The following is a 25,034-nucleotide window of genomic DNA, read 5'->3' as shown; positions in this document are numbered from 1 at the left end:
GGTCTTTGCCGGGGGCTCCGATGTTAGCTGAGGGAAACGTTTGCGCAAACGTTTGCCGGTCGGTGCTAACCCTGAGGTTTTGAGCAAGCAAATGCGAGCTCGAAGACCTGCCGGACGGGCCTGCAACCATGCTCGCCTAAAATCGCGGGTTACCCAAGAGGACCTCCCATGAGTTTGCAATGCGGCATCGTCGGCCTGCCCAACGTCGGTAAATCCACCCTTTTCAATGCGTTGACCAAGGCCGGCATCGCGGCGGAAAACTATCCGTTCTGCACCATCGAGCCCAACGTGGGCGTGGTGGAAGTGCCCGACCCCCGTCTCGCGCAACTGAGCGAGATCGTCAAGCCCGAGCGCGTGGTGCCCGCCATCGTCGAGTTCGTCGACATCGCTGGCCTGGTGGCCGGTGCCAGCACCGGCGAAGGCCTGGGCAACAAGTTCCTGGCGCACATCCGCGAGACCGACGCCACTGTCAACGTGGTGCGCTGCTTCGACGACGAGAACGTGATCCACGTGGCCGGCAAGGTCGACCCGATCTCCGACATCGAAGTGATCCAGACCGAACTCTGCCTGGCCGACCTGGCCACGGTCGAGAAGGCGCTGCACCGGCACACCAAGGTGGCCCGTTCCGGCGACAAGGACGCGCAAAAGCTGGTCGGCCTGCTCGAGCGCTGCCAGGCCGCGCTGAACGAGAACACGCCGGTGCGCGCGCTCGACTTCACCAAGGAAGAGCTGCCGCTGGTCAAGAGCTTCACGCTGATCACCGCCAAGCCCGCGATGTTCGTGGGCAACGTGGCGGAAGACGGCTTCGAGAACAACCCGTATCTCGACCGCTTGCGCGAATACGCGGCCAAGCAGGGCGCGCCCGTGGTCGCCATCTGCGCCAAGATCGAAGCCGACCTGGCCGAGATGGACGACGAAGACAAGAAGATGTTCCTCGCCGAGATCGGCCAGGAAGAGCCGGGCCTGAACCGCCTGATCCGCGCGGCCTTCAAGCTGCTGGGCCTGCAGACGTATTTCACCGCCGGCGTGAAGGAAGTGCGTGCATGGACCATCCACATCGGCGACACCGGCCCGCAGGCGGCCGGCGTGATCCACGGCGACTTCGAGAAGGGCTACATCCGCGCCCAGACCATCGCGTTCGAGGACTACATCGCCTTCAAGGGCGAGCAGGGCGCCAAGGACGCGGGGAAGATGCGTTCTGAAGGCAAGGAATACGTCGTGAAAGATGGCGACGTGATGAACTTCCTGTTCAGTTCGTAGGGGGCAACACCTGAGGCCCGGCGGGGCCGGTTCCTCGGTGTCTCGCGAAAAGAGCTTCGCGATTTTCTTGATGTTGTTGGGTAGACTGCGCGCGCCCTATTTCTCCTCCAAGGCCCGCCTTCATGCTCACCGTCCACCACCTCAACAACTCGCGCTCGCAGCGTGTGCTCTGGCTGCTCGAAGAACTCGAGCTGCCGTACGAGATCGTCCACTACCAGCGCGATCCGCAAACCAGTCTGGCGCCCGCTTCGCTGCGGGCCATTCATCCGCTGGGCAAGTCGCCGGTGGTAACGACGGATGACGGACTCACGCTTGCGGAATCGGGCGCGATCATCGAGACACTCGTCGAGCGCTACGGCCACGGCCGCCTCGCGCCCGCGGCCGGTTCGCCGGAGGCGCTGCGCTATCGCTACTGGCTGCACTTTGCCGAAGGCACGGCAATGTCGCCGTTGCTGCTCAAGCTGGTGTTCGACCGCATCGAGACGAGCAAGATGCCTTTCTTCGCGAAGCCGATCGCCAAGGCCATCTCGGCCAAGGCGAAGTCGGCGTTCATCAACCCGAACATCGCAAGCCATCTGAACTACATGGAAGCCGAACTCGGCAAGAGCGAGTGGTTCGCCGGCGACGAGTTCACGGGCGCGGACATCCAGATGAGCTTCGTGGTCGAAGCCGCGCAGGCGCGCGGCGGGCTCGATGCGAAGCGGCCGAAGCTGATGGCGTACCTGGAGCGCATCCACGCGCGTCCCGCGTACAAGCGCGCGCTCGAACGCGGCGGCCCCTACGCCTTGTTGAACTGATCAGAAGATCTGCAGCAGCGCCACCGTCATGGTGATGTAGCGCAGGAACTTGCCCACGGCCATGTAGGCAACGCATGGCCAGAACGGCAGCTTGAGCCAACCCGCGACCGCGCACAGCGGGTCGCCCACCAGCGGCAGCCAGCTCAGCAGGCAGGCCTTCGGGCCGAGCCGCTCCAGCCAGCCCAGAACGCGCACATGATGTTTCGAGTGCGAGTATTTGTCGGCCACCTTGTGCGCGCCGTAGCCCATCCACCAGTCGACTGCGCCCCCCAGCGTGTTGCCTATGGTCGCCACCGCGATGGCCGGCCAGAACATGTCGGGGTTGAGCTTGAGCAGCCCGAAGAGAAAGGGCTCGGAGCCCACCGGCAGTAGCGTCGCGGAGACGAACGCCGCCACGAACAAGGTCGAGAGACCGTACTGCGGCAGCGCCAGCAGCGCCATGAGGGAGTCGAGCCAGGCTTGCATAAGGTCGGCGCAGTATAGGCAGCGCGTGCTTCGCAACCCCGCAGGAGAAAGCCCCGGAATGCACCGGTGTTTGTACGGGTACCCAGGGCGCAAATCGTTTCAGTCGCTGAAATGCGGCGTGGCTACAATCGTGCCTCATTTTTCAGCAGCCGAACGCGCACGCTCCTCTTTCCAATGACCTTGCAGATCGGCACCCACACGCTGGAAAACCGCCTGTTCGTCGCGCCCATGGCCGGCGTGACGGACCGGCCCTTCCGCATGCTGTGCCGCGAACTCGGCGCTGGCTACGCGGTCAGCGAGATGGTCACGTCGCGCAAGGAACTCTGGGGCACGCTCAAGACGTCGCGCCGCGCGAACCATGATGGCGAACCGGGCCCCATTGCGGTGCAGATTGCCGGCACCGATGCGGCCATGATGGCCGAGGCCACGGTCTACAACATCGAGCGCGGTGCGCAGATCATCGACATCAACATGGGCTGCCCGGCCAAGAAGGTCTGCAACAAGTGGGCGGGTTCTGCGCTGATGCGCGACGAGCCGCTGGCGCTTGAAATCGTGCAGGCCGTGGTCGATGCCGCGCAGCCTTTCGGCGTGCCGGTCACGCTCAAGATGCGCACCGGCTGGAGCCAGGAGCACCGCAATGCGGTGAAGCTCGCGCGCGATTTCGAATCGGCCGGCGTGCAGATGCTCACGGTGCACGGCCGTACGCGCGAGCAGGGCTACAAGGGCTTTGCCGAGTACGACACCATCGCCGCCGTGAAGGCCGCGGTGCGCGTGCCGGTGGTGGCCAACGGCGACATCCGTTCGCCCGAGAAGGCACGCGACGTGCTTGCGGTCACCGGCGCCGACGCGGTGATGATCGGCCGCGCCGCGCAGGGCCGCCCGTGGATCTTCCGCGAGATCGCGCACTTCCTGGAAACGGGCACGCACCGCGCGCCGCCGCTGGTGGCCGAAGTGCGCCGCTTGCTGCTCGACCATCTCGTGGAGCACTATGCGCTTTACGGCGACTACAGCGGTGTGCGCACGGCGCGCAAGCACATCGGCTGGTATGTGCGCACGCTGCCCGACGGCGAAGCGTTTCGCGCACGCATGAACACCATCGAGGACTGTGCCGAGCAGCTGCGCGCGGTCGGCGACTATTTCGACGGGCTGGCGGACCGCATGGACCGCATGCCCGTGCAGCACCTGGCGGACGAAGAGGCGTCGCCAGGTGAAGAGGAGGCGGCTTGCGCCGTCGATTGAGAAAAAGAGAAGAAGCAATGAGCAAGAAACATATCGAGGACTGCGTGCGCACCAGTCTGGACAGCTACTTTCGCGATCTGCGTGGCACCGAACCCGACGGCATGTACGAAATGCTCGTGCGCGTGGTCGAGAAACCCCTGCTCGACGTCGTGATGACGCGCGCGGAAGGCAATCAATCCAAAGCCGCGCAATGGCTGGGCCTGAATCGCAACACGCTTCGCAAGAAGCTCGTTGAACACAAACTTTTGAAATAACTCCACGGCATATCCAATGGCCCAGACCGCACTCATCTCCGTTTCCGACAAGACCGGCATTCTCGAATTCGCCCAGGCGCTGCATGCGCTGGGCATCAAGCTGCTGTCCACCGGCGGCACCGCCAAGCTGCTGGCCGATGCCGGCCTGCCCGTCACCGAAGTTGCCGACCACACCGGTTTTCCGGAGATGCTCGATGGCCGCGTGAAGACGCTGCACCCGAAGATCCACGGCGGTCTGCTCGCGCGCCGCGACCTGCCCGCGCACGTGGCGGCCATCAAGGAACACGGCATCGACACCATCGACCTGCTGGTGGTCAACCTGTACCCGTTCGAAGCCACCGTGGCCAAGTCCGGCTGCACGCTCGAAGACGCGATCGAGAACATCGACATCGGCGGCCCGGCCATGGTGCGCAGCGCGGCCAAGAACTGGAAGGACGTGGGCGTGCTCACCGACGCATCGCAGTACGCGGTGGCGCTTGCCGAGCTGAAGGCCGACGGCAAGCTCAGCGACAAGACCAAGTTCGCGTTCTCGGTGGCCGCGTTCAACCGCATCGCCGACTACGACGGTGCCATCAGCGACTACCTCTCGGCCATCGACTTCGACGCCAGCATCGGCCAGCCCGCGCCCAAGCGCTCGCTGTTCCCCGCGCAAAGCAACGGCCGCTTCGTGAAGGTGCAAGACCTGCGCTACGGCGAGAACCCGCACCAGCAGGCCGCGTTCTACCGCGACTTGTATCCGGCGCCCGGGTCGCTCGTGTCGGCAAAGCAGCTGCAGGGCAAGGAGCTGAGCTACAACAACATCGCCGACGCTGATGCTGCATGGGAATGCGTGAAGAGCTTCGATGTGCCGGCCTGCGTGATCGTGAAGCACGCCAACCCCTGCGGCGTTGCCATCGGCAAGGATGCTGCCGAGGCTTACGGCAAGGCCTTCAAGACCGACCCGACCTCGGCCTTCGGCGGCATCATTGCCTTCAATCGACCGGTCGACGGCGCGACGGCCCAGGAGATCTCCAAGCAGTTCGTCGAAGTGCTGATGGCGCCCGATTACACGCCCGAGGCACTGGAGCTGTTCCAGGCGACCAAGAACCGGCAGAACGTGCGCATTCTCAAGATATCGCTGCCGCCGGGCGGCGCGAGCGACTGGGACAACGGCCGCAATGCGATGGACGTGAAGCGCATCGGCTCAGGCTTGTTGATGCAGACCGCCGACAACCACGAGCTCGCGGCCAGCGACCTCAAGGTGGTCAGCAAGAAGCAGCCTACGCCGCAGCAGCTGCAAGACCTGCTCTTCGCATGGAAGGTCGCGAAGTACGTGAAGAGCAACGCGATCGTGTTCTGCGCCAACGGCATGACCATGGGCGTGGGCGCGGGCCAGATGAGCCGCCTCGATTCGGCGCGCATCGCCAGCATCAAGGCCGAGCACGCCGGCCTGTCGCTGAAGGACACTGCCGTCGCCAGCGACGCCTTCTTCCCGTTCCGCGACGGCCTCGACGTGGTGGTCGATGCGGGCGCGAGCTGCGTCATCCAGCCGGGTGGCTCGATGCGCGACCAGGAAGTGATCGATGCCGCCGACGAGCGCGGCGTGGTGATGGTGCTGTCGGGCGTGCGTCACTTCCGCCACTGATCGGCGGAACGCAGGGTTCGGCGGCCGCGAGACTTACTCGTGGTTGCCGAACCTGTATTTCAGCTGGAAGGTGATGGCGCCATACAGCCGGTTCTTGATCGTCGGCACGTAGGCGATGTTGAGGCCCCAGTTCTTGCCTTCGATGGCAGCCACCGGAAGGATGGCCGGGAACCAGTTGCCGTTGCGGTAATTGGGGTAGCCGTCGAAGCCGCCCACCACGGCGCCGAACTTCACGCCGTAGAACTCGACTGGCAGCACATACAGACCCACGTAGTTCGACTGCCGGCGATCGCTGTTGCGGAAGGTGCCCGCCGTGAGGCGGTAGGTGTCGTTCAGCGGGTACTCGAAACCCAACCCCTGGTTGACGTTCTCCAGGCCCTTGCCACTGTCGAAGTGCGCCGAATAGAAACCCGGGTTGATCCAGATGTTCTTCGGATCGAAGGAGGACTGCGCAGTTGCCAGGTCGGGTAGAAGAAGAGCAAGAAGAGGAATGCTCAGCACCGGCAACGTGCGCAGGGGGTTCATGGGCTAGGGCGTCCTGAAGATTTGTCTTGCGGCTTCGATGGTGGCGGCGATGTCGTCGTCGCTGTGGGCTGCGCTCACGAAGCCTGCCTCGTAAAGCGCGGGGGCAATATACACGCCGCGATCGAGCAAACCGTGAAACAGCGCATTGAATTTCGCGTTGTCGGTTGTCATCACGGTGGCATAGTTTTGCGGCAGGTCCTTCATCAGGAAGAAGCCGAACATGCCGCCTTCGCTGTCGGCATTGAAGGGCTGGCCTTCGGCTGCTGCGGCGGCCTTCAGGCCATCGACCAGCGCGCGCGTTTTCTTGCCGAGCGCTTCGTAGAAGCCGGGCTTTGCAATTTCCTTAAGCGTGGCGAGGCCACATGCCGTGGCCACCGGATTGCCCGACAGCGTGCCGGCCTGGTAGACCGGGCCTAGCGGCGCGAGCTGTTCCATGATCGCGCGCGGGCCACCGAAGGCCGCGAGCGGCATGCCGCCGCCGATGACCTTGCCGAGCACCGTGAGGTCGGGCTTGATGCCCAGCACGCCCTGTGCGCCGTGCAGGCCCACGCGAAAGCCGGTCATCACTTCATCGAAGATCAGCAGGGCGCCGTGCTGCGTGCAGAGCTCGCGGCAGCGCTTGGCGAACTCGGGCGTGGCGCGCACGAAGTTCATGTTGCCGGCAATGGCTTCGATCATCAGGCAGGCGATGTCGCTGCCATGCAGGGCGAAGGCTTCTTCGAGCTGCTGCAGGTTGTTGTACTCGAGCACGATGGTGTGCTGCACTACCTCGGGCGGCACGCCGGCCGAGGTCGGGTTGCCGAAGGTGGCGAGGCCGGAGCCGGCCTTCACCAGCAGTGCGTCGGCGTGGCCGTGGTAGCAGCCCTCGAACTTGACGATGCTCTTGCGGCCGGTGGCGCCGCGCGCCAGGCGCAATGCGCTCATCGCGGCTTCGGTGCCGGAACTCACGAGTCGCACCATCTCCATCGACGGCACCAGCGCGAGGATGGCCTCGGCCAGTTCGATCTCGCGCTCGGTCGGCGCGCCGTACGAGAAGCCTTCGAGCACGGCCTTCTGCACCGCCTCGACCACGGCAGGGTGGCCATGGCCCAGGATCATCGGACCCCAGGAGCCGATGTAGTCGATGTAGCGTTTGTCGTTGGCGTCCCAGAAGTAGGCGCCCTGTGCGCGCTGGATGAAGCGGGGCGTGCCGCCCACGGCCTTGAAGGCGCGTACGGGCGAGTTGACGCCCCCGGGGATCACGGCGCGGGCGCGCTCGAAAAGAATGTCGTTGCGGTCGGTCATCAGTGTCGGGTGTCGTGTGGGGGGAGGGCGAAGTCCGGCGCGGCGTCCGGGTCTTCATCGTCTTCGTCGTCCTCGGGCTCGGCCCAGAACAGGCGGTCGGGCAGCACGTGGCCCATGCCGGGGCGAAAGCCCGCGTCGAGGCAGCGGTCCATATAGGCCAGCGCCTCGGTGGTCGCGGCCACGAGGTCGGTGCCGCTTGCGAGCAGGGCGGCCAGGGCGGCCGACAGGGTGTCGCCGGCGCCGGCGAAGACGGCTTCGAGCCGTTCGTACTTCTCGTTGGCGAGCACCGACTGCGGCGAGGCCAGCACGTTGTCGATGAACTGCTCGGGCAGCACCATCCCGGTTACCAGCGTGTAGGGCACGCCGAACTCGCCGGCGGCCTTGGCAATGTCGCGCGCACCGGGCGGACGCTCGCCGTTCCAGTCCGGAAGCAGCCAGCGCCACAGAGTACTGTGGTTTCCAACCAACACCGTTGTCTGAGGCAAAACCAGCTCCCGAAAAGCGTCCAGATAGGGCTCGATCAGGTTCTCGTCCCACCACGAAAGGTTGGGCATGTAGGCCACCACGGGCACCTCGGGATAGTCGGCGGCGGTCTCGGCGATGGTGCTCAGGGCCTCGGGGGTGCCGGCAAAGCCCACCTTGATCAACTGGACTTCCACGTCCTCCAGGATGGCGCGCGCCTGCTCGGCGATGGCTTCCTCGTCGAAGGGAAAGTGGTCGAAAATCTCGGCCGTGTCCCTGGCGTAGGCGCCTGTGACGACGGGCAGGACGTGTGCGCCCACCGACGCCATGGCGAGGGCATCGGCGCCCAGCCCGCCCGCACCGCTGGGGTCGCTGGCGTTGAACACCAGCACGCAGGGAGGATTCAGGTCGCGCTCGGCCAGCTCGCCTTCATCCTGCGAGGGGTCGTTAAGATCGCCCGGTTTGCGGGTTTTGTCTGCTGGAAGTAAGTAGATGGTCATACGCCGGGCGGAATCCCCTGGATGGTGGCATAGGCGCGACGTTTACCGTCTGCCAGTGAGATACGCATAGATACACTCGTTGCATTTAATGAACAAGGACTTTAAGCTCCGATGAATACGAAAACTTGGATGTGCCTGATTTGTGGGTGGATCTATGACGAAGCGGTTGGTGTACCGGAAGACGGCATCGCGGCAGGCACGGCCTGGGCCGATGTGCCGATGAACTGGACCTGTCCTGAGTGCGGTGCGCGCAAGGAAGACTTCGAAATGGTTGAAATCTGAAAGCATGGCATAGATAGAGCTACGCGGTCTGCGTCGATGTTCGGCGCGGCGGGCTTCCAAGTCTCATGAGCAGGAGCGTTTGCAATGGGCCCGAATGGATCAGGTTACAAGGTGCTTGTCATCGACGACAGCAATACCATCCGGCGCAGTGCCGAGATTTTTCTGAAGCAGGGTGGGCACGAGGTTCTTCTTGCGGAGGACGGCTTCGACGCGCTCTCCAAGGTTAACGACCACAAGCCGCATCTGATTTTCTGCGACATCCTGATGCCGCGGCTCGACGGCTACCAGACCTGCGCCATCATCAAGCGCAACGCCCATTTTTCCAACGTTCCGGTCGTCATGCTGTCTTCGAAAGACGGTGTATTCGACAAGGCCCGCGGCCGTATGGTCGGATCGCAAGACTACCTGACCAAGCCTTTCACCAAAGACCAGCTGCTGCAGGCCGTGCAGCAGTTTGGCATCGTTCAACAGGAAGTGCAGTAATGCCTATTCGCAAAATCCTCGTCGTCGACGACTCCAAGACGGAACTGGTGTTCCTGACCGACCTCCTCCAGAAGAACGGCTTTGCCGTCAAGACGGCTGAAAACGCCGACGACGCCATGCGCCGCCTGGAAGAAGACCACCCCGACCTGATCCTCATGGACGTCGTGATGCCCGGCCAGAACGGCTTCCAGCTCACGCGCGCCATTGCCCGCGACCCGAAGTACGCGGCGATCCCGATCATCCTGTGCACCAGCAAGAACCAGGAAACCGACCGCGTCTGGGGCATGCGCCAGGGCGCACGCGACTACATCGTGAAGCCGGTCAACGCAGCCGACCTGATGTCCAAGATCAGCGCGCTGAACTGAGCGAAAGCCTGCCGAGTCCATGGCGAATCGCGATGCTCTGAGAGCCTTCCAGTCCCGGTTGGCGAGCCGCCTGCAGGCCGCTCGCACGACGGGCGTGGCTGCCACGTGGCTGGCGGTCGAGGCGGGCGAGGGCAAATACCTCTTTCCGCTGGGACACGCCGGCGAAATCTTTCCCTGGACGCCGCCACAGCCCGTGCCCTACACGGAGCCGTGGTTCCTCGGCGTTGCCAACCTTCGCGGCGGCCTCTATGGCGTCGTGCAGCTGTCGGCATTCGCCTCCGGCGTCCCGGTCGCGCTGGCCGCCACCGAGGCGGCGCGCATCCAGTCGCGGCTCGTTGCTTTCAACGAGCTGCTCGAAGTCAACTGCGCATTGCTGGTCGATCGACTGGCGGGGTTGCGGGGGGCGGAGGCCTTCACGGCGTCCGAGCCTCCTGGCGCAGAAGCACCTGCCTGGCATGGGCATCTGTTTACCGATGCAGCGGGGGAGCGCTGGCAGGAAGTCAACCTGCAAGCGCTTTCGCAGCAACCCCAGTTTTTGAGTATTGGTGCGTAGTGCTCCCGCACGCCGTACCGGAAACCACCTGAAGGACCGACCGTGAGCTCGATCGCCGACAAGTTCAAGAAATTACTGCCCGTGAACAACGGGAACGACAAGGCCCGCGTCGATGGCTCCGGTTCCACGATATCGCTTGACGATGTCGATACCGTCCAGGTTCCGGACGAGAAAACCGTGCGCCTCGCCAGGAAAGGTGCCGTGACCACGGACACCAGCTTCGGCGAGCTCGACCTGCCGGGCGGCGGCGGCGACGCCGCCAACGAGCCGGGCGCCACGGTTGCCGAAGCGGCGCCCGACACCACCGGCGGCCGCGCGGGCTCCAACCCGGCGAGGCAGCAGCGGATCCTGGCCATCCTGCTGGCCGTCGTGGTGCTGTTGCTGCTGCTGGTTGCCGGCTCCGCCATTCTTCGCGCGGAACGCCTGGCGCAGCAGGTGGCGGCCACCGGCCAGTCGCTGATGCAGTCGCAGCGTCTTGCCAAGTCGATCTCGCAGGCCCTCGTCGGCAGCGCCTCGGCGTTCGTCGAAGTGAAGGACAGCGCCGACGACCTCTCGCGCCGCGTGCAGGGCCTGACCAACGGCGACGACTCGTTGCGCCTGGAGCGCGTGGGCAACCAGTACGACGAGGAGATGAACAAGATCAATCCTCTCGTCACCCGCGCCGACGCCAGCGCCAAGGCCGTGCTGGCCCAGCGCCAGATCCTGACGCAGGTGGGCGCCGCTCTGCGCGACATCAACCAGCAGTCGTCCACTCTGCTCGAAATGACGGAAACCGTCGCGTCGCTGAAGATGCAGCAGAACGCCACGCTGCCTGAAATCTCGGCCGCCGGCCAGCTCGTGATGCTGACGCAGCGCATCGGCAAGTCGACCAACGAGTTCTTCACGGTCGAGGGCGTGAACCCCGACGCCGTGTTCCTGCTGGGCAAGGACCTGAACACCTTCCAGGAAACCACCCGCGGCCTGCTCGACGGCAACGCGCAGCAGCGCTTCCCCGGCTCGAAAGACCCGCAGACCCGCCAGCAGCTCGAAGCCATCCTGAAGACCTACGAGCAGATGCGCACACAGGCTTCGGCCATTCTGGGCAACCTGCAGGGCCTGGTGGCTGCGCGTGAAGCGCAGGCTTCCATCCTGACCGACAGCGAGCCGCTGCGTAAGTCGCTCGGCGACCTGCAGGAAAAGCTCTCCGCACGCACCGGCCTGGGCGCCGGCACCATCGTGCTGCTGTTCGTGCTGTCGCTGGCCGCCCTGGCACTCGCTGGCGCCATCGGTTTCGTGCAGGTGCGCGAAGGCCGTGAACGTGCCGCCGTCGCCGAACGCGAACGTCTGGCTGCCGAACAGGCTTCCGACGAAGCCGGCCGCGTGAACAACGCCAACCAGGCCGCCATTCTTCGGCTGATGAACGAACTGCAGACAGTGGCCGAAGGCGACCTGACGCAGGAAGCAACCGTGACCGAGGACATCACCGGCGCCATCGCCGACTCGGTGAACTACACGGTGGAAGAACTGCGACTGCTGGTGGGCAACGTGCAGAACACGGCTACCCGCGTGGCGCAGACGACGTCGCAGGTGGAAAGCACCTCGACCGAGCTGCTGGCCGCCTCGACCGAACAGCTGCGCGAAATTCGCGAAACCGGCCAGTCGGTGCTGACCATGGCCGAGCGAATCAACGGCGTGTCTACCCAGGCGCAAGAGTCCGCCACGGTGGCGCGCCAGTCGCTGCAGGCTGCATCCTCGGGTCTGCAGGCCGTGCAGAACGCCATCGGCGGCATGAACTCCATCCGCGACCAGATCCAGGAAACCTCCAAGCGGATCAAGCGCCTGGGCGAATCCTCGCAGGAGATTGGCGAAATCACCGAGCTGATCTCGGACATTACCGAACAGACGAACGTGCTGGCCCTGAACGCAGCCATCCAGGCCGCATCGGCCGGTGAAGCCGGGCGAGGCTTCTCGGTGGTGGCGGAAGAAGTTCAGCGACTGGCCGAACGCTCCGCAGACGCCACGCGCCAGATCTCGGCGCTGGTGAAGGCGATTCAGACCGACACGCAGGATGCCGTGGGCGCCATGGAGCGCTCCACGCAGGGTGTGGTCGAAGGGGCCAAGCTGTCCGACAACGCGGGTACCGCGCTGTCCGAGATCGACCGCGTGTCGCGCCGACTCGCTGACCTGATTGAGCAGATTTCGCAATCCGCCTCCCGCGAAGCCGATTCGGCCAACGTGGTGGCCGCGAACATCCAGCACATTTTTGCCGTGACGGAACAGACCGGAGAAGGTACGCGCACCACCGCTCAGCAGGTGCGCGAACTGTCGCAGATGGCCGAAGAACTGCGTCGTTCGGTGGCTCGTTTCAAGATTGCCTGACCCACAAGATAGATAAGAACGGCGAGCACCCAACGTGTCGATTCAAACCCCTGCCACGGCCCCCCTCGCCGGCAATGTGCCGGCCACCGAAGACCTCGGGCCGCTGGCCTGGGTGCTGGGAGAAATCCAGAAATCCCTCGACGGTGTAGGCAAGTCGCTGCGGCGCTTCGTGCGCGACGTGGACGCCGCAGCCGAGCCTGAGGCCGGCCCGCTGCAGATGGCCCGCCAGCAACTGCACCAGGCCGTTGGCGCGCTCCAGATGGTGGGGCATTCCTCGCCCGCGCTGGTGCTCGGCGCCATCGAGTTCGCGGTGCAGGGCTTCATCGCCGAACCGCAGCGCTGCACCGACGCCGCGGTGGTCAAGATCGAGCGTGCCGGCTTCGCCGTCACCGATTTCCTCAACGCCCTGCTGGCCGGCAAGCCCGTGTCGTCGGTGGCGCTGTTTCCCCAGTACCGCGACGTGCTGGAGCTCGTCGGCAACGAGCGCGTTCACCCGGCCGACCTGTGGAGCACCGCCTGGCGCTGGGTAGAGGTCAAGCCCGCGCTGACGCAGGCCGCCATCGCCTATGACCCGACCGTGCGCTCGAAGCTCGACCGCGAAGTGCTGCAACTGGTCAAGACCGGCGACGTGCAGGCCGCCCGGCGGCTGCATGCGCTGTGCCTGGGGCTCGGCCGCGGCGCATTGCTGCCCCGCGTCGCCAGCTTCTGGACCCTGGCCGCCGGCTTTTTCGAAGCCCTGGCCACCGGGCTGATCACGCCCGATTCCTACGTCAAGCGCGCCGCCTCGCGCGTGCTGCTGCAGTACGCCACGCTCGCGCGCGGCGACAGCCTCGTGTCCGACCGTCTCGGACAAGACCTGTTGTTCTTCTGCGCGCAGGCCGTGCCCACCGCCAGCGACGACGCCGCCACACTGCGCACCGTGCGCAGCGCCTGGGGCATCGCCGGCGAACAGCGCATCGACTACACCGTCGAGCAGTTCGGCCGCTTCGATCCGCTGGTGCTGCAACAAGCGCGCAAGCGTATCGAGACCGCCAAGGAAATGTGGTCGGGCCTCTCGGGCGGCGACATCACCCGCACGCGCCAGGTGGCCGACACCTTCGCGCAGCTCGGCGAATCGCTGCAGAAGCTGCACCCGCCGAGCCTGCCGATGGTGCAGGCGCTGACCCATTCGGTCGAAGCCTCCGTGCGTTCCGGCCAGGCCCCGGGCACCGAACTCGCGATGGAAGTCGCCACCTCGGTGCTCTACCTGGAAGCCGCGCTCGAAGACCTCGACCCGAGCGATCCGCAGCTCACCTCGCGCACCCTGCAGCTGGCGGGCCGCATCGAACGCGTGCGCGCGGGCGGCCATTCCGAGCCGCTTGAGCCGTGGATGGAAGACCTCTACCGCCGCGTGAGCGACCGCCAGACCATGGGCACCGTGGTCGACGAGCTGCGCAGCCACCTGAGCGAACTCGAGAAATCGCTCGACCAGTATTTCCGCCGCCCGGCCGAAAAGGGCCTGCTGCGCACAGTGCCGACGCAGCTCCTGCAGATGCGCGGTGTGTTCTCCGTGCTCGGCCTCGACCAGGCCGCGCTCACCGTTCAGCGCATGCGCGATGACGTCGAGGCGATGCTCGTCAGCACCTCGCCGGCCGAAGAAATGGCCGGCTTCGACGCGCTGGGCAACAACCTCGGCGCGCTCGGCTTCCTGATCGACATGCTGGGCTACCAGCCCGCATTGGCCAAGCGCCTGTTCGTGTTCGACGCCGAAGCCGGCGAACTCAAGCCGCTGATGGGCCGCCAGGCCACCGACAGCACTGCTGCCGACGGCGCCGCCCCGAGCCCGGCTCCGGTCGCCCAGGCCGTGCTCAGCATCGAGGAAGTCGACGCACAGATCGCCTCGAAGCTCGCCGCGCTCGCCACGCCCAACCGCAAGGCCAAGGTTTCGCCGATCGAGGAGTTCAGCAGCAAGGCCGACAGCTGGACGAACAAGATTTCCGGTCCGTCCGCGCTGCCCGACACCGAAGTCACCGAGCTCGAAGAAGACGACCTGCAGAACATCTTCCTCGACGAAGCCCGCGAGGTGGTGCAGAACGGCCTGGCCGCCATCGCCGAACTCGCCAGCTACCCGGACGACACCGAAGAGCTCACGATCCTGCGTCGTGCCTTCCACACGCTCAAGGGCAGCTCGCGCATGGTCGGCCTCACCGACTTCGGCGACGCCGCCTGGTCGCTCGAACAGGTACTCAACACCTGGCTGGCCGACCAGCGCGCCGCCACGCCGGAACTGCTGTCGGCCACCGAACGCACGATGAAGGACTTCAGCCAGTGGGTCGAGGCCATTGCCTCGGGCTCCGCGCACGGCTGGCAGTCGGCACCGTTCAGCCGCGTGGCCAACGCGCTGCTGGCCGGCGAGCCCGTGCCCCCGCCGGTGCGCGTGGCCGATGCGGAGGCCCTGGCGGTCGCCGCGCGCCACATCGCGGCCGAAGCGCCTCATTCCGCGCCAGCGCCGCTCGAGGTTGCGGCGCAGCTGCCGCCCCTGCAATTGCCCGATTTGCCGGACCTGTCGCTTACCTCGGAAGCTCCCGCACCGGCTGCGGCACCCGAGGTGCCGTTCGAAACTGTGGCATGGCAGGAGCCCGAGAAGGCTGTCACGCCCGAGCCCGACGACGATTTCGCATCGACCGACTTCATCGATTTCGAAGCGAAGCAGACCACCGAGCCTGCAGCGCTGGAAGCCTTGCCGAGCGGCGAGGAGTTCGATTTCCTGGCGCCCCCTGCGAAGACACCAGCGGCCGCCGAACCGGAGCCGGCAGAGCCCGCTCCAGTCATCGAATCGATCGAGGCCACCGTGCCGACCACGGCCGGCCTGCCCGACCTGGACTGGGAGCCCGAGCCGCTGCCCGTGCAGGCTGCTGCCGTTGTTGCAGCCGAGCCCGAAGTCATCGAAGCCGCGGCGCTGCCGCTGCACGAAGAAGAACCGGAAGAGCCGGTCGCCGCACCCGAGCCGCAACCGGTGGCTGAAGCAGAGCCGGAGCCCGAGCCCGAACTGCCCGCCCCGGCGGTTGCCGAAGAAGTGCTCGTGCCCATCTTCGAAGCACCCCCGGTGCCCGAAGAACCGCAGATCTTCGTTGCCGACAAAGCAACAGAAGCAGAAGCGCCCGAACCCGTCGTGGCCGCTGCGCCAGCCGCGCAGCAGGAAAGCGCCGAAGACCAGGTCAAGGTCATCGGCCCGCTGCGCATCGGCATCCAGCTCTACAACGTCTACCTCAACGAGGCCGACGAATGGTCGCGCCAGCTCGCCACCGACGTCGGCGAATGGGCGCTCGAATCGCACGAACGCCTGCCCGACTCGACCGTTGCGCTGGCCCACTCGCTGGCCGGCAGCTCGGCCACGGTCGGCTTCCACAGCCTGTCGGGCATGGCCCGCCTGTTCGAAGCCGCGCTTCAGCATCTGCAGATGCAGGGCAGCGGCACGCGTGAGCAGGGCATGGTGCTGGTGGCCGCGGCCGACGAGCTGCGTCGCCTGCTGCACCAGTTCGCCGTCGGCTTCCTGCGTGATCCGGCCGAAGGCACGCTGCAGGCACTGCGCGACATCGCCAATTCGCCGATGCCGACCGAAGTTGCCATGCGCGCCGAAGTTCGGCCGCTGCAGCAGGTGGTGGTCAGCGATTCCGTCGCCGACGTGGCGCTGGACGATTCCGAAGACGCCATCGACCTGGCCGACGCGGTCGACGTCGACCTGTTCCCGATCTTCGAGGAAGAGGCGGCCGAACTGCTGCCCCAGCTCGGCGAGGCACTGCGCCAATGGGCGCATCACCCCGACGACAGCGCGCCGCGCGCCTCGGTGCTGCGCACGCTGCACACGCTCAAGGGCAGCGCACGACTGGCCGGCGCCATGCGCCTTGGCGAGCGCGCGCACCGCATGGAGTCCGAGATCGAAGTCCTGGGCTCCCAGGGCGCGGAACGGGCCGACATCGAAAAGCTGCTGACGCGCCTCGACGCCCTGCAGGCCACCTTCGACGCACTGCGCGCGGCCGACGATGCCACGCAGGTCGAGCTGGCCCAGATCGTAGCCGCGGCCACCGCGACCGCATCCGCCGCCCAGCTGCTACAGGTGGCGCCCGAAGCCGGCGTGCCGGCGAACGACGAAACCGCCACCCCCGTGGCGAGCCTGGAAGACGAAGAATCCGTCGCTGCCGCACCGGCCGCACCCACGACGCTGCAACCGCGCCCCGCGCCCGCACTGCTCACGCCCCTGCGTGCCGCAACGGGCCAGGCCGTACGCATCCGCACCCAGCTGCTCGACCGCCTGGTCGCGCAGACCGGCGAGGTCATCATCACGCGTTCGCGCCTGGAGGCCGAACTGGGCCAGCTGCGCGGCTCGCTGTCCGACCTCACGGGCAACCTGGACCGCCTGCGCCAGCAGCTGCGCGACATCGAAGTGCAGGCCGAAAGCCAGATGCAGTCCCGCCTGGCGCAAGCCAAGGACTCGCAGCAGGGCTTCGACCCGCTGGAGTTCGACCGCTTCACCCGCGTGCAGGAACTCACGCGCATGATGGCCGAGTCGGTGAACGACGTGGCCACCGTGCAGCGCACGCTGCAAAAGACGGTGCAGGCGACGGAAGACGACCTCAGCGTGCAGGCACGCCAGACGCGCGAACTGCAGCGCGGCCTGCTGCGCACGCGCATGGTGGAGTTCGAAGGCATCTCCGACCGCCTCTACCGCGTGGTGCGCCAGGCCTCGAAGGACACCGGCAAGCAGGTGCGCCTGGACATCGTCGGCGGCTCCATCGAAATGGACCGCGGCGTGCTGGACCGCATGACGCCCGCCTTCGAGCACTTGCTGCGCAACTGCGTGGCCCACGGCATCGAGGATTCGGCCGTGCGCGAGAAGGCCGGCAAGGATGCCAGCGGCCTGATCGTCATCGACCTGCACCATGAAGGCAACGACGTCTCGGTGAGCTTCCGCGACGACGGCGCCGGCCTCGACAACAAGCGCATCGCCGAGCGCGCCCGCGCCCTCGGCCTGCTCGGCCACGACCAGGAGCTGTCGGCCGAAGAAGCCACCGAGCTGATCTTCAAGCCCGGCTTCTCGACGGCGGGCCAGGTCTCCGAACTGGCCGGCCGCGGCATCGGCATGGACGTGGTGCGCGCGCAGATCGCGGCGCTCGGCGGCCGCATCGAAACGCATAGCAATCCGGGCCAGGGCACCACCTTCAAGCTGGTGCTGCCGCTGACCACCGCCGTGACGCACGTGGTGATGCTGCGCGCGGGCGAGGTGTCGATCGGCGTGCCGTCGAACCTGGTGGAACTGGTGCAGCGCGTGGGCGGAACCGACCTCGAGGCCGCCTACCTGCACAACAGCCATCCCTTCGGCCACGAACAGGTGCCGTTCTACTGGGCCGGCGCGCTGCTGCAGGCCTCGACCCGCAGCGAGCATGCGGGCGCCAAGAACAACACGATCGTGGTCGTGCGAAGCGCCGCGCAGCGCGTGGCCCTGCACGTGGACGAAGTGCTGGGCAACCAGGAAGTCGTGGTCAAGAACCTCGGCCCGCAGCTCGCGCGGCTGCCCGGCCTGGCCGGCATCTCGGTGCTGGCTTCGGGCGCGGTGGCGCTGATCTACAACCCGGTGGCGCTGGCCGCGGTGCACGGCGAACAGGCGCGCGAGCGCCAGGCCGCCGCGCTGGTGGCGCCGGCGCATGCCGCATCGGCCACGGCCGAGCAGGGTGGCGCACCGCAGGAGCCGTTGCCGGTGCTGGCCCCGGTGGCACCGCAGATTCCGCTGGTGCTGGTGGTGGACGACTCCATCACCGTGCGCCGCGTCACGCAGCGTCTGCTGCAGCGCGAAGGCTATCGCGTGTCGCTCGCGGCCGACGGCCTGCAGGCGCTCGAACGGCTGCAGCAGGAACGCCCGGCGGTGGTGCTGTCGGACATCGAGATGCCGCGCATGGACGGCTTCGACCTGGCCCGCAACATCCGCGCCGACGCCGCATTGGCCGAGCTGCCGATCATCATGATCACCTCGCGCATCGCCGAGAAGCACCGCGACTACGCGCGCACGCTGGGCGTGAACCACTACCTCGGCAAGCCGTACTCGGAAGAGGAACTGCTGCGCCTGGTGCGTGCGTACACGAGCGAGTCGACGACGCTGGCTGCCGCCGCCTGACGCGCGGTTTTCAGGCAGCGACAAAGAAAAGGGCCTTCGGGCCCTTTTCTATTTCTATTTCTGCAGTGCCTTCGCCCGCGCCACGCCGTAGCGCTGCAGCGTCTTCTCGCGTGCCTCCGCATGGTCCACCACCGGCTTCGGGTACGTCTCGCCGAGCTTGATGCCGGCCGCCTCCAGCTCCACCGGCGACGCCATCCACGGCGCATGGATCGCCGCATTCGACAGCCCCGCCAGCTGTGGCAGGTAGCGGCGGATGAACTTGCCCTCGGGGTCGAAGCGCTCGCTCTGCGTCACCGGGTTGAAGATGCGGAAGTAGGGCTGCGCGTCGCAGCCGCTCGAACTGGCCCACTGCCAGCCGCCGTTGTTCGACGCCAGCTCGAAGTCGTTCAGGTGCAGCGCGAAGTAGGCCTCGCCGCGCCGCCAGTCCAGCCCCAGGTCTTTGCACAGGAAGCTCGCCACCACCATGCGCAGGCGGTTGTGCATGTAGCCGCTCTGGTTGATCTGCAGCATGGCCGCGTCCACCAGCGGGTAGCCGGTGCGGCCCTGGCACCAGGCGTCGAACAGCTGGTCGGCGTGCTTGCCGTGGTGCCAGGCGATCTTGTCGTACTCGGGCCGGAAGCTCTTCGACTCGCCGCCCCTGTGCACGTGCGGAAAGTGCACCAGGATCTGGAAGTAGAACTCGCGCCAGATCAGCTCGCTCAGCCAGGTCGCCGCCCCGGGGTTGCCCTGCAGCGAGAGCTGGTGCGCCAGGCTGGCCATCTGACGGATCGACACCGTGCCGAAACGCAGGTGCACGCCCATGTAGCTGGGCCCGCGCACCGCAGGGAAGTCGCGCGCCTCGTGGTAGCGGTCGATGCGCTCGAAGAAATCCTCGAACAGCAGGCCCGCGCCGCGCGTGCCCGTGGGAATTTCCAGCGCCGAGAGGTTGCTCTTCTCGAAGCCGATCTCCCGCAGCGTCGGCACCGGCTCCCCGTAGGCCTGTGGCGAGGGCGCCAGCGCGTCGGCGTGGCTGCGCACCGGGTACGACTTGAGGAAGAACGCATCGACCTTCGCCAGCCAGGCCCGCTTGTAGGGCGTGAACACCGTGTAAGGCTGGTCGGTCTTGGTCATGACCTCGTCGCGGTCGAAGACGGTGGAGTCTTTGTAGGTGTGGAAGGTCACGCCGGCATTGGCCAGCGCGCCGAACACCTTGGCGTCGCGCTCCAGCGCGTCGGGCTCGTCGTCGCGGTTGGCAAATACCGCCTGTACGCCGAGTTCGCGTGCCAGCGCCGGAATTTCCTGCACCGCCGCGGCATGCCGCACGATCAGCCCGCCGCCCAGCGCGCGCAGCTCGGCCTCGAGCTCCACCAGCGATTCGCGGATGAATTCGACCCGGCGGTCGACCGTGGGCAGGGCGTCGAGGATGGCCTTGTCGAAGACGAAAACGCAGACCACCTGGCGGCAGGCCCGCAGCGCGCGATACAGGGCCGCGTTGTCGTCCACCCGGAGATCCCGGCGGAACCACATGAGCCCTTTGGGATAGGTCTTGTCAACGGCCAGTAAAATCGGAGGCATATGGCCGCCGATTCTGCCCCGATGAACCTTACGCATCACTTTTTGATAGCGATGCCCGGGATGGAAGACAAAACTTTCAACCGCAGCGTCGTGTACCTCTGCGAACACAGCGAGCGCGGTGCGCTCGGCCTGGTAATCAACAAACCCAGCGACATCAACCTGAGGGTGCTGTTCGAGAAGATCGAGCTCCACCTGGCCCGCCCCGAGCTGGGCGAAGCTCCCGTCTTCCAGGGCGGCCCGGTGCAGACCGAACGCGGCTTCGTGCTGCACGAGCCGGTCTTCACCCAGGCCGAGAAGCCCGAGGAATCGGTCTACGCCTCGACCATGACCATCCCCGGCGGGCTCGAAATGACCACCTCCAAGGACGTGCTGGAGGCCCTGGCCACCGGCGCGGGCCCGCGCAAGGTGCTGGTTTCGCTGGGCTATGCGGCCTGGGGCGAAGGCCAGCTCGAATCGGAACTGGCCGAAAACAGCTGGCTTACCGTGGGCGCCGACCCGGCCGTGATCTTCGACACCCCGATCGAGCAGCGCTACGACAGGGCACTGCTGCTGCTGGGCCTCGAGGCGTGGAAATTGTCGCCGGACGCCGGACACGCATGAGCGCAGCCGCCATGCCAGACGCTCCCGCTCCCACTGCTTCTTCTTCCGTTCCCGCTGCTGCCGTTCCCGTCCCAGCCCATTTCCAGACCTTCCTGGCCTTCGATTTCGGCCTGAAGCGCACGGGCGTGGCCAGCGGCAACCGGCTGCTGCAGACGGCCACCCCCCAGCCCACCATCAAGGCCGAGGGCGACGCCCGCTTCGCGCAGGTCGAGGCGCGCATCAAGGAATGGCAGCCCGACGCCCTGGTGATCGGCGTGCCCTACCACCCCGACGGCGCCCCGCACGAGAACACCCGCCGCGCGCAGAAGTTCGCGCGCCAGCTGCGCGGCCGTTTCAACCTCCAGGTGTTCGAGGTCGACGAGCGCTACAGCACCACCGAGGCGCTGGCCTCCGGCGCGCGCGATGCCGATGCTGCCTCGGCCTGCATCATCCTGGAGCAATTCTTGAGGAGTCTCACGTGAGTTCAATTCCCGATGCCGAAGCGCTCTACACCAAGCTGCTTGCCGGCGTTAAGACGCTGGTGCGCCCTGAAACCAGGCTGGTCGGCATCACCTCCGGCGGCGCCTGGCTGGTCGAGCGCCTGCAGAAAGACCTGGGCCTGAGCGGCGCCCCCGGCGTCATCTCGTCGGCCATGCACCGTGACGACTTCGCGCGCCGCGGCCTCTCGGCCAGCGCGCAGACCGTGCTGCCCTTCGACGTGAACGGCACCGACGTGCTGCTGCTCGACGACGTGCTCTACACCGGCCGCACCATCCGAGCGGTGCTCAACGAGCTGTTCGACTTCGGTCGCCCCGCCAGCGTGCGCCTGGCGGTGCTGGTGGACCGGGGCGGACGCGAACTGCCCGTGGCCGCCGACTTCGCCGCCACCACGCTCACGCTGCCGAACACCCAACTGCTTGCCCTGGCCCGCGCCGCAGACGGCGCCTTCAGCCTCAAGGTGGAGGAAAGCAAGTAATGCTCTACAAGCGAAATCCGCAGCTCAACAAGAACGGCGAGCTGATCCACCTGCTGTCGATCGAAGGCCTGCCCAAGGACATCGTCACGCACATCCTCGACACCGCCGCCAACTTCACGAGCGTGAGCGACCGCGAGGTGAAGAAGGTGCCTCTGCTGCGCGGCAAGAGCGTGTTCAACCTGTTCTTCGAGAACAGCACCCGCACCCGCACCACCTTCGAGATCGCGGCCAAGCGCCTCTCGGCCGATGTCATCAACCTCGACATCGCGCGCTCCTCGGCCACCAAGGGCGAATCGCTGCTCGACACCATCGCCAACCTGAGCGCGATGGCCGCCGACCTGTTCGTGGTGCGCCACAGCGAGTCGGGCGCGCCGTACCTGATCGCGCAGCACGTGGCGCCGCACGTGCACGTGGTGAACGCCGGCGACGGCCGCCACGCGCACCCGACGCAGGGGCTGCTCGACATGTACACGATCCGCCACTACAAGAAAGACTTCTCGAACCTCACGGTCGCCATCGTCGGCGACGTGCTGCACTCGCGCGTGGCGCGCTCCGACATCCATGCGCTCACCACGCTGGGCTGCGCCGAAGTGCGCGTGGTGGGCCCGAAGACGCTGGTGCCGAGCGACATGGCCGGCATGGGCGTGCGCGTGTGCCACACGCTCGAAGAGGGCATCAAGGACTGCGACGTCGTCATCATGCTGCGCCTGCAGAACGAGCGCATGAGCGGCGCGCTGCTGCCGTCGTCGCAAGAGTTCTTCAAGACCTTCGGCCTTACGCCCGAGAAGCTGCAGCTGGCCAAGCCGGACGCCATCGTGATGCACCCGGGCCCGATCAACCGCGGCGTGGAGATCGACTCCGCCGTGGTCGACGGCAAGCAGAGCGTGATCCTCCCGCAGGTCACTTTCGGCATTGCGGTTCGCATGGCCGTCATGAGCATCGTGGCAGGTAACGAAGCATAGACATGTTGCTCGCCCCCAGTCTTCGCGCACTTCGTGTCGCTTCGCCAACCCCCTACCGGGGGCAACACCAGTGGCCCGGCAAAGCCGGTTCCACGGTGTTTCCCGAAAAGGCCATGACTGTCACCGGAAGTACAGACGCATGAACATCCACATTACCAACGGCCGCGTCGTCGACCCTGCATCGGGCATCGACAAGAAGGCCGACATCGCCATCGCCGACGGCAAGATCGCCGGCATCGGCAGCATCCCTGCCGGTTTCAAGGCCGAGCGCACCATCGATGCCGCGGGCTGCATCGTCGCCCCTGGCCTCGTCGACCTTGCCGCGCGCCTGCGCGAGCCCGGCTACGAACACGAAGGCATGCTCGAAAGCGAAATGGCCGCGGCCATTGCGGGCGGCGTCACCAGTCTCGTGTGCCCGCCCGACACCGACCCCGTGCTCGACGAACCCGGCCTGGTCGAGATGCTCAAGTTCCGCGCCGAGAAGCTGCAGTGCGCTCGCCTGTTTCCGCTCGGCGCGCTCACGCGCAACCTCGCCGGCGGCGTGCTGACCGAGATGGCCGAGCTCACCGAGGCCGGCTGCATCGGCTTCAGCCAGGCCGACGTGCCGCTGGCCGACACGCAGGTGCTGCAGCGCGCGCTGTCGTACGCCAGCACCTTCGGCTACACCGTGTGGCTGCGTCCGCAAGATCGCGACCTCGGCAAGGGCGTTGCGGCCAGCGGCCCGCTCGCCACGCGGCTCGGCCTCGCGGGCGTGCCCGTGTCGGCCGAGACGATCGCCATCTTCACCATCCTCGAGCTGATGAAGGCCACCGGCGCACGCGTGCACCTGTGCCGCATCTCCAGCGCCCGCGGCGTGGCGCTGGTGCGCGAAGCCAAGGCGCAGGGCCTGCCGCTCACCTGCGACGTCAGCATCAACTCGCTGCACCTGGTCGACACCGACATCGGCTACTTCGACAGCCGTGCACGCCTGAACCCGCCGCTGCGCCAGCAAGGCGACCGCGAGGCGCTTTCTGCCGCGCTGGCCGACGGCACCATCGACGCGCTGGTGTCCGACCACACGCCGGTCGAGGCCGACGCCAAGACGCTGCCCTTTGCCGAGAGCGAAGCCGGCGCGACCGGGCTCGAACTGCTGCTGCCGCTCGCGCTGCAATGGGGCGAGCGCAGCGGCGCGGGCGTCGCGCGCGCCATCGAGGTCATCACCTCCGCCCCCGCTCGCCTGCTGGCCGTCGAAGACGCGGGCACCGGTATCGGCCGCCTGGTGGAAGGCGGCGTGGCCGACCTGTGCATCGCCGACCCCGGGCTCGAATGGCAGGTGCTGCCCGATGCGCTCAAGAGCCAGGGCAAGCACACGCCGTTCGCCGGCTATCCGATGCAGGGCCGCGCACGGCACACGCTGGTGGCGGGCCGGGTCGTGCACGGCTGACAGACAGAAAGAAAGAACGACGCCCCGATGGTTCATTCGTTGAAAGCCTGCTGGCGCCTGCTGCACGCGGTGGGGCATGCGCTGGTCGGCTGGTGGACGATTCGCTTCACCTTTCCCAGCCTCGAGCAGGCAGAGCGCAATGCGCGCGTGCAGGCATGGTCGAAGCGCATGCTCGAGATCATGGGCATCACGCTCAAGGTGCAGGGCACGCCGCCGCCCGAGGGGCCGGTGCTGCTCATTTGCAATCACCTCTCGTGGCTCGACATCACCTGCCTCCATGCGGCACGCCATGTGCGCTTCGTGTCGAAGTCGGACGTCAAGAACTGGCCGCTGATCGGCACGCTTTCCAACGGCTCCGGCACGCTCTACATCGAGCGCGAACGCCGCCGCGACGCACTGCGCGTGGTGCACCACATGACCGAGGCACTGCGCAACGGCGACCTGATCGGCGTGTTTCCCGAAGGCACTACCAGCGACGGCCGCGGCCTGCTGCCGTTCCACGCCAACCTGCTGCAGGCAGCCATTTCCTCGGGTGCACCCGTACTGCCCGCCGCGCTGCGCTTTGCCGATGCTGCTACCGGCGAGACCAGCCAGGCTCCGCGCTACATCGACGACGACAGCCTCGCCGCGTCGCTGTGGAACACCCTGCGCGCGCCGCCACTGCTGGCCATCGTGCGCTTCGGCGAGCCACAGGACCCGCACGGCCGCGAGCGCCGCGCCTGGGCGCAGTCGCTGCATGAAGACGTGCAGCAGTTGCGCCGCGAAACACACTGAAGTCAAAAAAAAGCGCTCCTCGAGGGAGCGCTTAACGACGCAGGAATGCGCCGTGAGGAGGAACCGGGAGCCCTTCGGCAAATGCTGCCTGCCGAAGACCTTCAAGCCTCCACTTTGACCGCGTGCGCGGCCCGTGCCTGCGGGATAAGGCAGGCCGGGCGCGTGGG

The 25,034-nt window shown here is 66.6% G+C and carries 22 protein-coding genes; 17 read left to right on the top strand and 5 right to left on the bottom strand.

What is annotated here, in order from left to right; genetic code table 11:
- The first annotated feature begins 168 nt into the window (after nucleotides 1-168).
- Entirely contained in the window at nucleotides 169-1,260 is a 1,092-nt protein-coding gene (ychF, locus tag ACN9MV_RS28135) for a redox-regulated ATPase YchF (RefSeq protein WP_093056642.1), read from the top strand.
- A 122-nt stretch (nucleotides 1,261-1,382) separates the two neighbouring features.
- Nucleotides 1,383-2,057 (top strand): glutathione S-transferase, encoded by a 675-nt coding sequence (locus ACN9MV_RS28130; protein WP_093056639.1) that lies wholly within the window; start codon nucleotides 1,383-1,385, stop codon nucleotides 2,055-2,057.
- Here the strand turns inward: ACN9MV_RS28130 and ACN9MV_RS28125 are convergent, their stop codons facing one another.
- Nucleotides 2,058-2,522, bottom strand: a complete 465-nt coding sequence (locus tag ACN9MV_RS28125; RefSeq protein WP_093056638.1) for a YqaA family protein — start codon at nucleotides 2,520-2,522, stop codon at nucleotides 2,058-2,060.
- 174 nt (nucleotides 2,523-2,696) lie between these two features.
- On the opposite strand from ACN9MV_RS28125, the gene dusB reads away from it, so the two are divergent.
- The 3 genes from dusB to purH are packed head-to-tail and all read left to right on the top strand — an operon-like array spanning nucleotide 2,697 to nucleotide 5,639.
- Nucleotides 2,697-3,761: a tRNA dihydrouridine synthase DusB gene (dusB, locus tag ACN9MV_RS28120; protein ID WP_426390438.1), complete on the top strand. Its 1,065-nt coding sequence runs from the start codon at nucleotides 2,697-2,699 to the stop codon at nucleotides 3,759-3,761.
- Nucleotides 3,762-3,778: 17 nt separating this feature from the next.
- Nucleotides 3,779-4,015, top strand: a complete 237-nt coding sequence (locus ACN9MV_RS28115) for a Fis family transcriptional regulator (RefSeq protein ID WP_007838304.1) — start codon at nucleotides 3,779-3,781, stop codon at nucleotides 4,013-4,015.
- Between the two features lie 16 nt (nucleotides 4,016-4,031).
- Nucleotides 4,032-5,639 (top strand): bifunctional phosphoribosylaminoimidazolecarboxamide formyltransferase/IMP cyclohydrolase, encoded by a 1,608-nt coding sequence (gene purH / locus ACN9MV_RS28110; protein ID WP_426390437.1) that lies wholly within the window; start codon nucleotides 4,032-4,034, stop codon nucleotides 5,637-5,639.
- A 33-nt stretch (nucleotides 5,640-5,672) separates the two neighbouring features.
- On the opposite strand, the gene ACN9MV_RS28105 is transcribed toward purH, so the two are convergent.
- From ACN9MV_RS28105 to thiD, 3 genes are read right to left on the bottom strand one after another with little or no spacing between them, the layout of a single operon-like run.
- A complete protein-coding gene (locus ACN9MV_RS28105) occupies nucleotides 5,673-6,164 on the bottom strand; it encodes a hypothetical protein (RefSeq protein ID WP_426390436.1) in 492 nt (163 codons plus the stop codon).
- Nucleotides 6,165-6,167: 3 nt separating this feature from the next.
- Nucleotides 6,168-7,448 carry a glutamate-1-semialdehyde 2,1-aminomutase gene (gene hemL, locus ACN9MV_RS28100; RefSeq protein WP_093078479.1) on the bottom strand — a complete coding sequence of 427 codons (1,281 nt, stop codon included), beginning with the start codon at nucleotides 7,446-7,448 and terminating at the stop codon, nucleotides 6,168-6,170.
- The gene (gene thiD, locus ACN9MV_RS28095; protein ID WP_093056633.1) at nucleotides 7,448-8,410 is read right to left on the bottom strand and encodes a bifunctional hydroxymethylpyrimidine kinase/phosphomethylpyrimidine kinase; all 963 of its coding nucleotides are present in this window, start codon (nucleotides 8,408-8,410) and stop codon (nucleotides 7,448-7,450) included. Before thiD ends, hemL begins: the two co-directional genes overlap by 1 nt.
- A gap of 111 nt (nucleotides 8,411-8,521) precedes the next feature.
- Here thiD and ACN9MV_RS28090 point away from each other — a divergent pair, with 111 nt between their 5' ends.
- The 6 genes from ACN9MV_RS28090 to ACN9MV_RS28065 all read left to right on the top strand — a co-directional run bounded on the left by ACN9MV_RS28090 (nucleotide 8,522) and on the right by ACN9MV_RS28065 (nucleotide 18,599).
- Entirely contained in the window at nucleotides 8,522-8,692 is a 171-nt protein-coding gene (locus ACN9MV_RS28090; protein ID WP_007838397.1) for a rubredoxin, read from the top strand.
- 84 nt (nucleotides 8,693-8,776) lie between these two features.
- Nucleotides 8,777-9,175 carry a response regulator gene (locus ACN9MV_RS28085; RefSeq protein WP_021012487.1) on the top strand — a complete coding sequence of 133 codons (399 nt, stop codon included), beginning with the start codon at nucleotides 8,777-8,779 and terminating at the stop codon, nucleotides 9,173-9,175.
- Nucleotides 9,175-9,540, top strand: coding sequence for a response regulator (locus tag ACN9MV_RS28080; protein WP_093056632.1), 366 nt, complete (start codon nucleotides 9,175-9,177; stop codon nucleotides 9,538-9,540). Before ACN9MV_RS28085 ends, ACN9MV_RS28080 begins: the two co-directional genes overlap by 1 nt.
- Before the next feature lie 19 nt (nucleotides 9,541-9,559).
- Nucleotides 9,560-10,093 (top strand): chemotaxis protein CheW, encoded by a 534-nt coding sequence (locus ACN9MV_RS28075; RefSeq protein ID WP_093056631.1) that lies wholly within the window; start codon nucleotides 9,560-9,562, stop codon nucleotides 10,091-10,093.
- A 42-nt stretch (nucleotides 10,094-10,135) separates the two neighbouring features.
- The gene (locus ACN9MV_RS28070) at nucleotides 10,136-12,451 is read left to right on the top strand and encodes a methyl-accepting chemotaxis protein (RefSeq protein WP_093056630.1); all 2,316 of its coding nucleotides are present in this window, start codon (nucleotides 10,136-10,138) and stop codon (nucleotides 12,449-12,451) included.
- Between the two features lie 34 nt (nucleotides 12,452-12,485).
- Complete coding sequence (locus ACN9MV_RS28065; RefSeq protein ID WP_426390435.1) at nucleotides 12,486-18,599, top strand: Hpt domain-containing protein; 6,114 nt, start codon at nucleotides 12,486-12,488, stop codon at nucleotides 18,597-18,599.
- 54 nt (nucleotides 18,600-18,653) lie between these two features.
- Here ACN9MV_RS28065 and ACN9MV_RS28060 read toward each other — a convergent pair whose 3' ends face one another.
- Nucleotides 18,654-20,153, bottom strand: coding sequence for a cryptochrome/photolyase family protein (locus ACN9MV_RS28060; protein WP_426390434.1), 1,500 nt, complete (start codon nucleotides 20,151-20,153; stop codon nucleotides 18,654-18,656).
- On the opposite strand from ACN9MV_RS28060, the gene ACN9MV_RS28055 reads away from it, so the two are divergent.
- From ACN9MV_RS28055 to ACN9MV_RS28030, 6 genes are all read left to right on the top strand, one after another.
- Nucleotides 20,154-20,753, top strand: a complete 600-nt coding sequence (locus ACN9MV_RS28055; protein WP_093056627.1) for a YqgE/AlgH family protein — start codon at nucleotides 20,154-20,156, stop codon at nucleotides 20,751-20,753. It begins immediately after the preceding gene.
- 11 nt (nucleotides 20,754-20,764) lie between these two features.
- The gene (gene ruvX, locus ACN9MV_RS28050) at nucleotides 20,765-21,214 is read left to right on the top strand and encodes a Holliday junction resolvase RuvX (RefSeq protein WP_093056775.1); all 450 of its coding nucleotides are present in this window, start codon (nucleotides 20,765-20,767) and stop codon (nucleotides 21,212-21,214) included.
- Nucleotides 21,211-21,708, top strand: a complete 498-nt coding sequence (pyrR, locus tag ACN9MV_RS28045) for a bifunctional pyr operon transcriptional regulator/uracil phosphoribosyltransferase PyrR (protein WP_426390433.1) — start codon at nucleotides 21,211-21,213, stop codon at nucleotides 21,706-21,708. The genes ruvX and pyrR overlap by 4 nt, the downstream gene beginning before the upstream one ends.
- Nucleotides 21,708-22,670, top strand: coding sequence for an aspartate carbamoyltransferase catalytic subunit (locus ACN9MV_RS28040; RefSeq protein WP_093056625.1), 963 nt, complete (start codon nucleotides 21,708-21,710; stop codon nucleotides 22,668-22,670). Before pyrR ends, ACN9MV_RS28040 begins: the two co-directional genes overlap by 1 nt.
- 139 nt (nucleotides 22,671-22,809) lie before the next feature.
- Complete coding sequence (locus ACN9MV_RS28035) at nucleotides 22,810-24,093, top strand: dihydroorotase (RefSeq protein ID WP_426390432.1); 1,284 nt, start codon at nucleotides 22,810-22,812, stop codon at nucleotides 24,091-24,093.
- 27 nt (nucleotides 24,094-24,120) lie between these two features.
- Nucleotides 24,121-24,867 carry a lysophospholipid acyltransferase family protein gene (locus ACN9MV_RS28030; protein WP_093177416.1) on the top strand — a complete coding sequence of 249 codons (747 nt, stop codon included), beginning with the start codon at nucleotides 24,121-24,123 and terminating at the stop codon, nucleotides 24,865-24,867.
- Nucleotides 24,868-25,034: the final 167 nt, after the last annotated feature.

The sequence above is a fragment of the Variovorax sp. R-27 genome (genome assembly GCF_049913215.1).
GTDB lineage: Bacteria > Pseudomonadota > Gammaproteobacteria > Burkholderiales > Burkholderiaceae_C > Variovorax.
The sequence above is the reverse complement of the archived record's forward strand: the minus strand, read 5'-3'. Positions and strand labels throughout refer to the sequence as shown.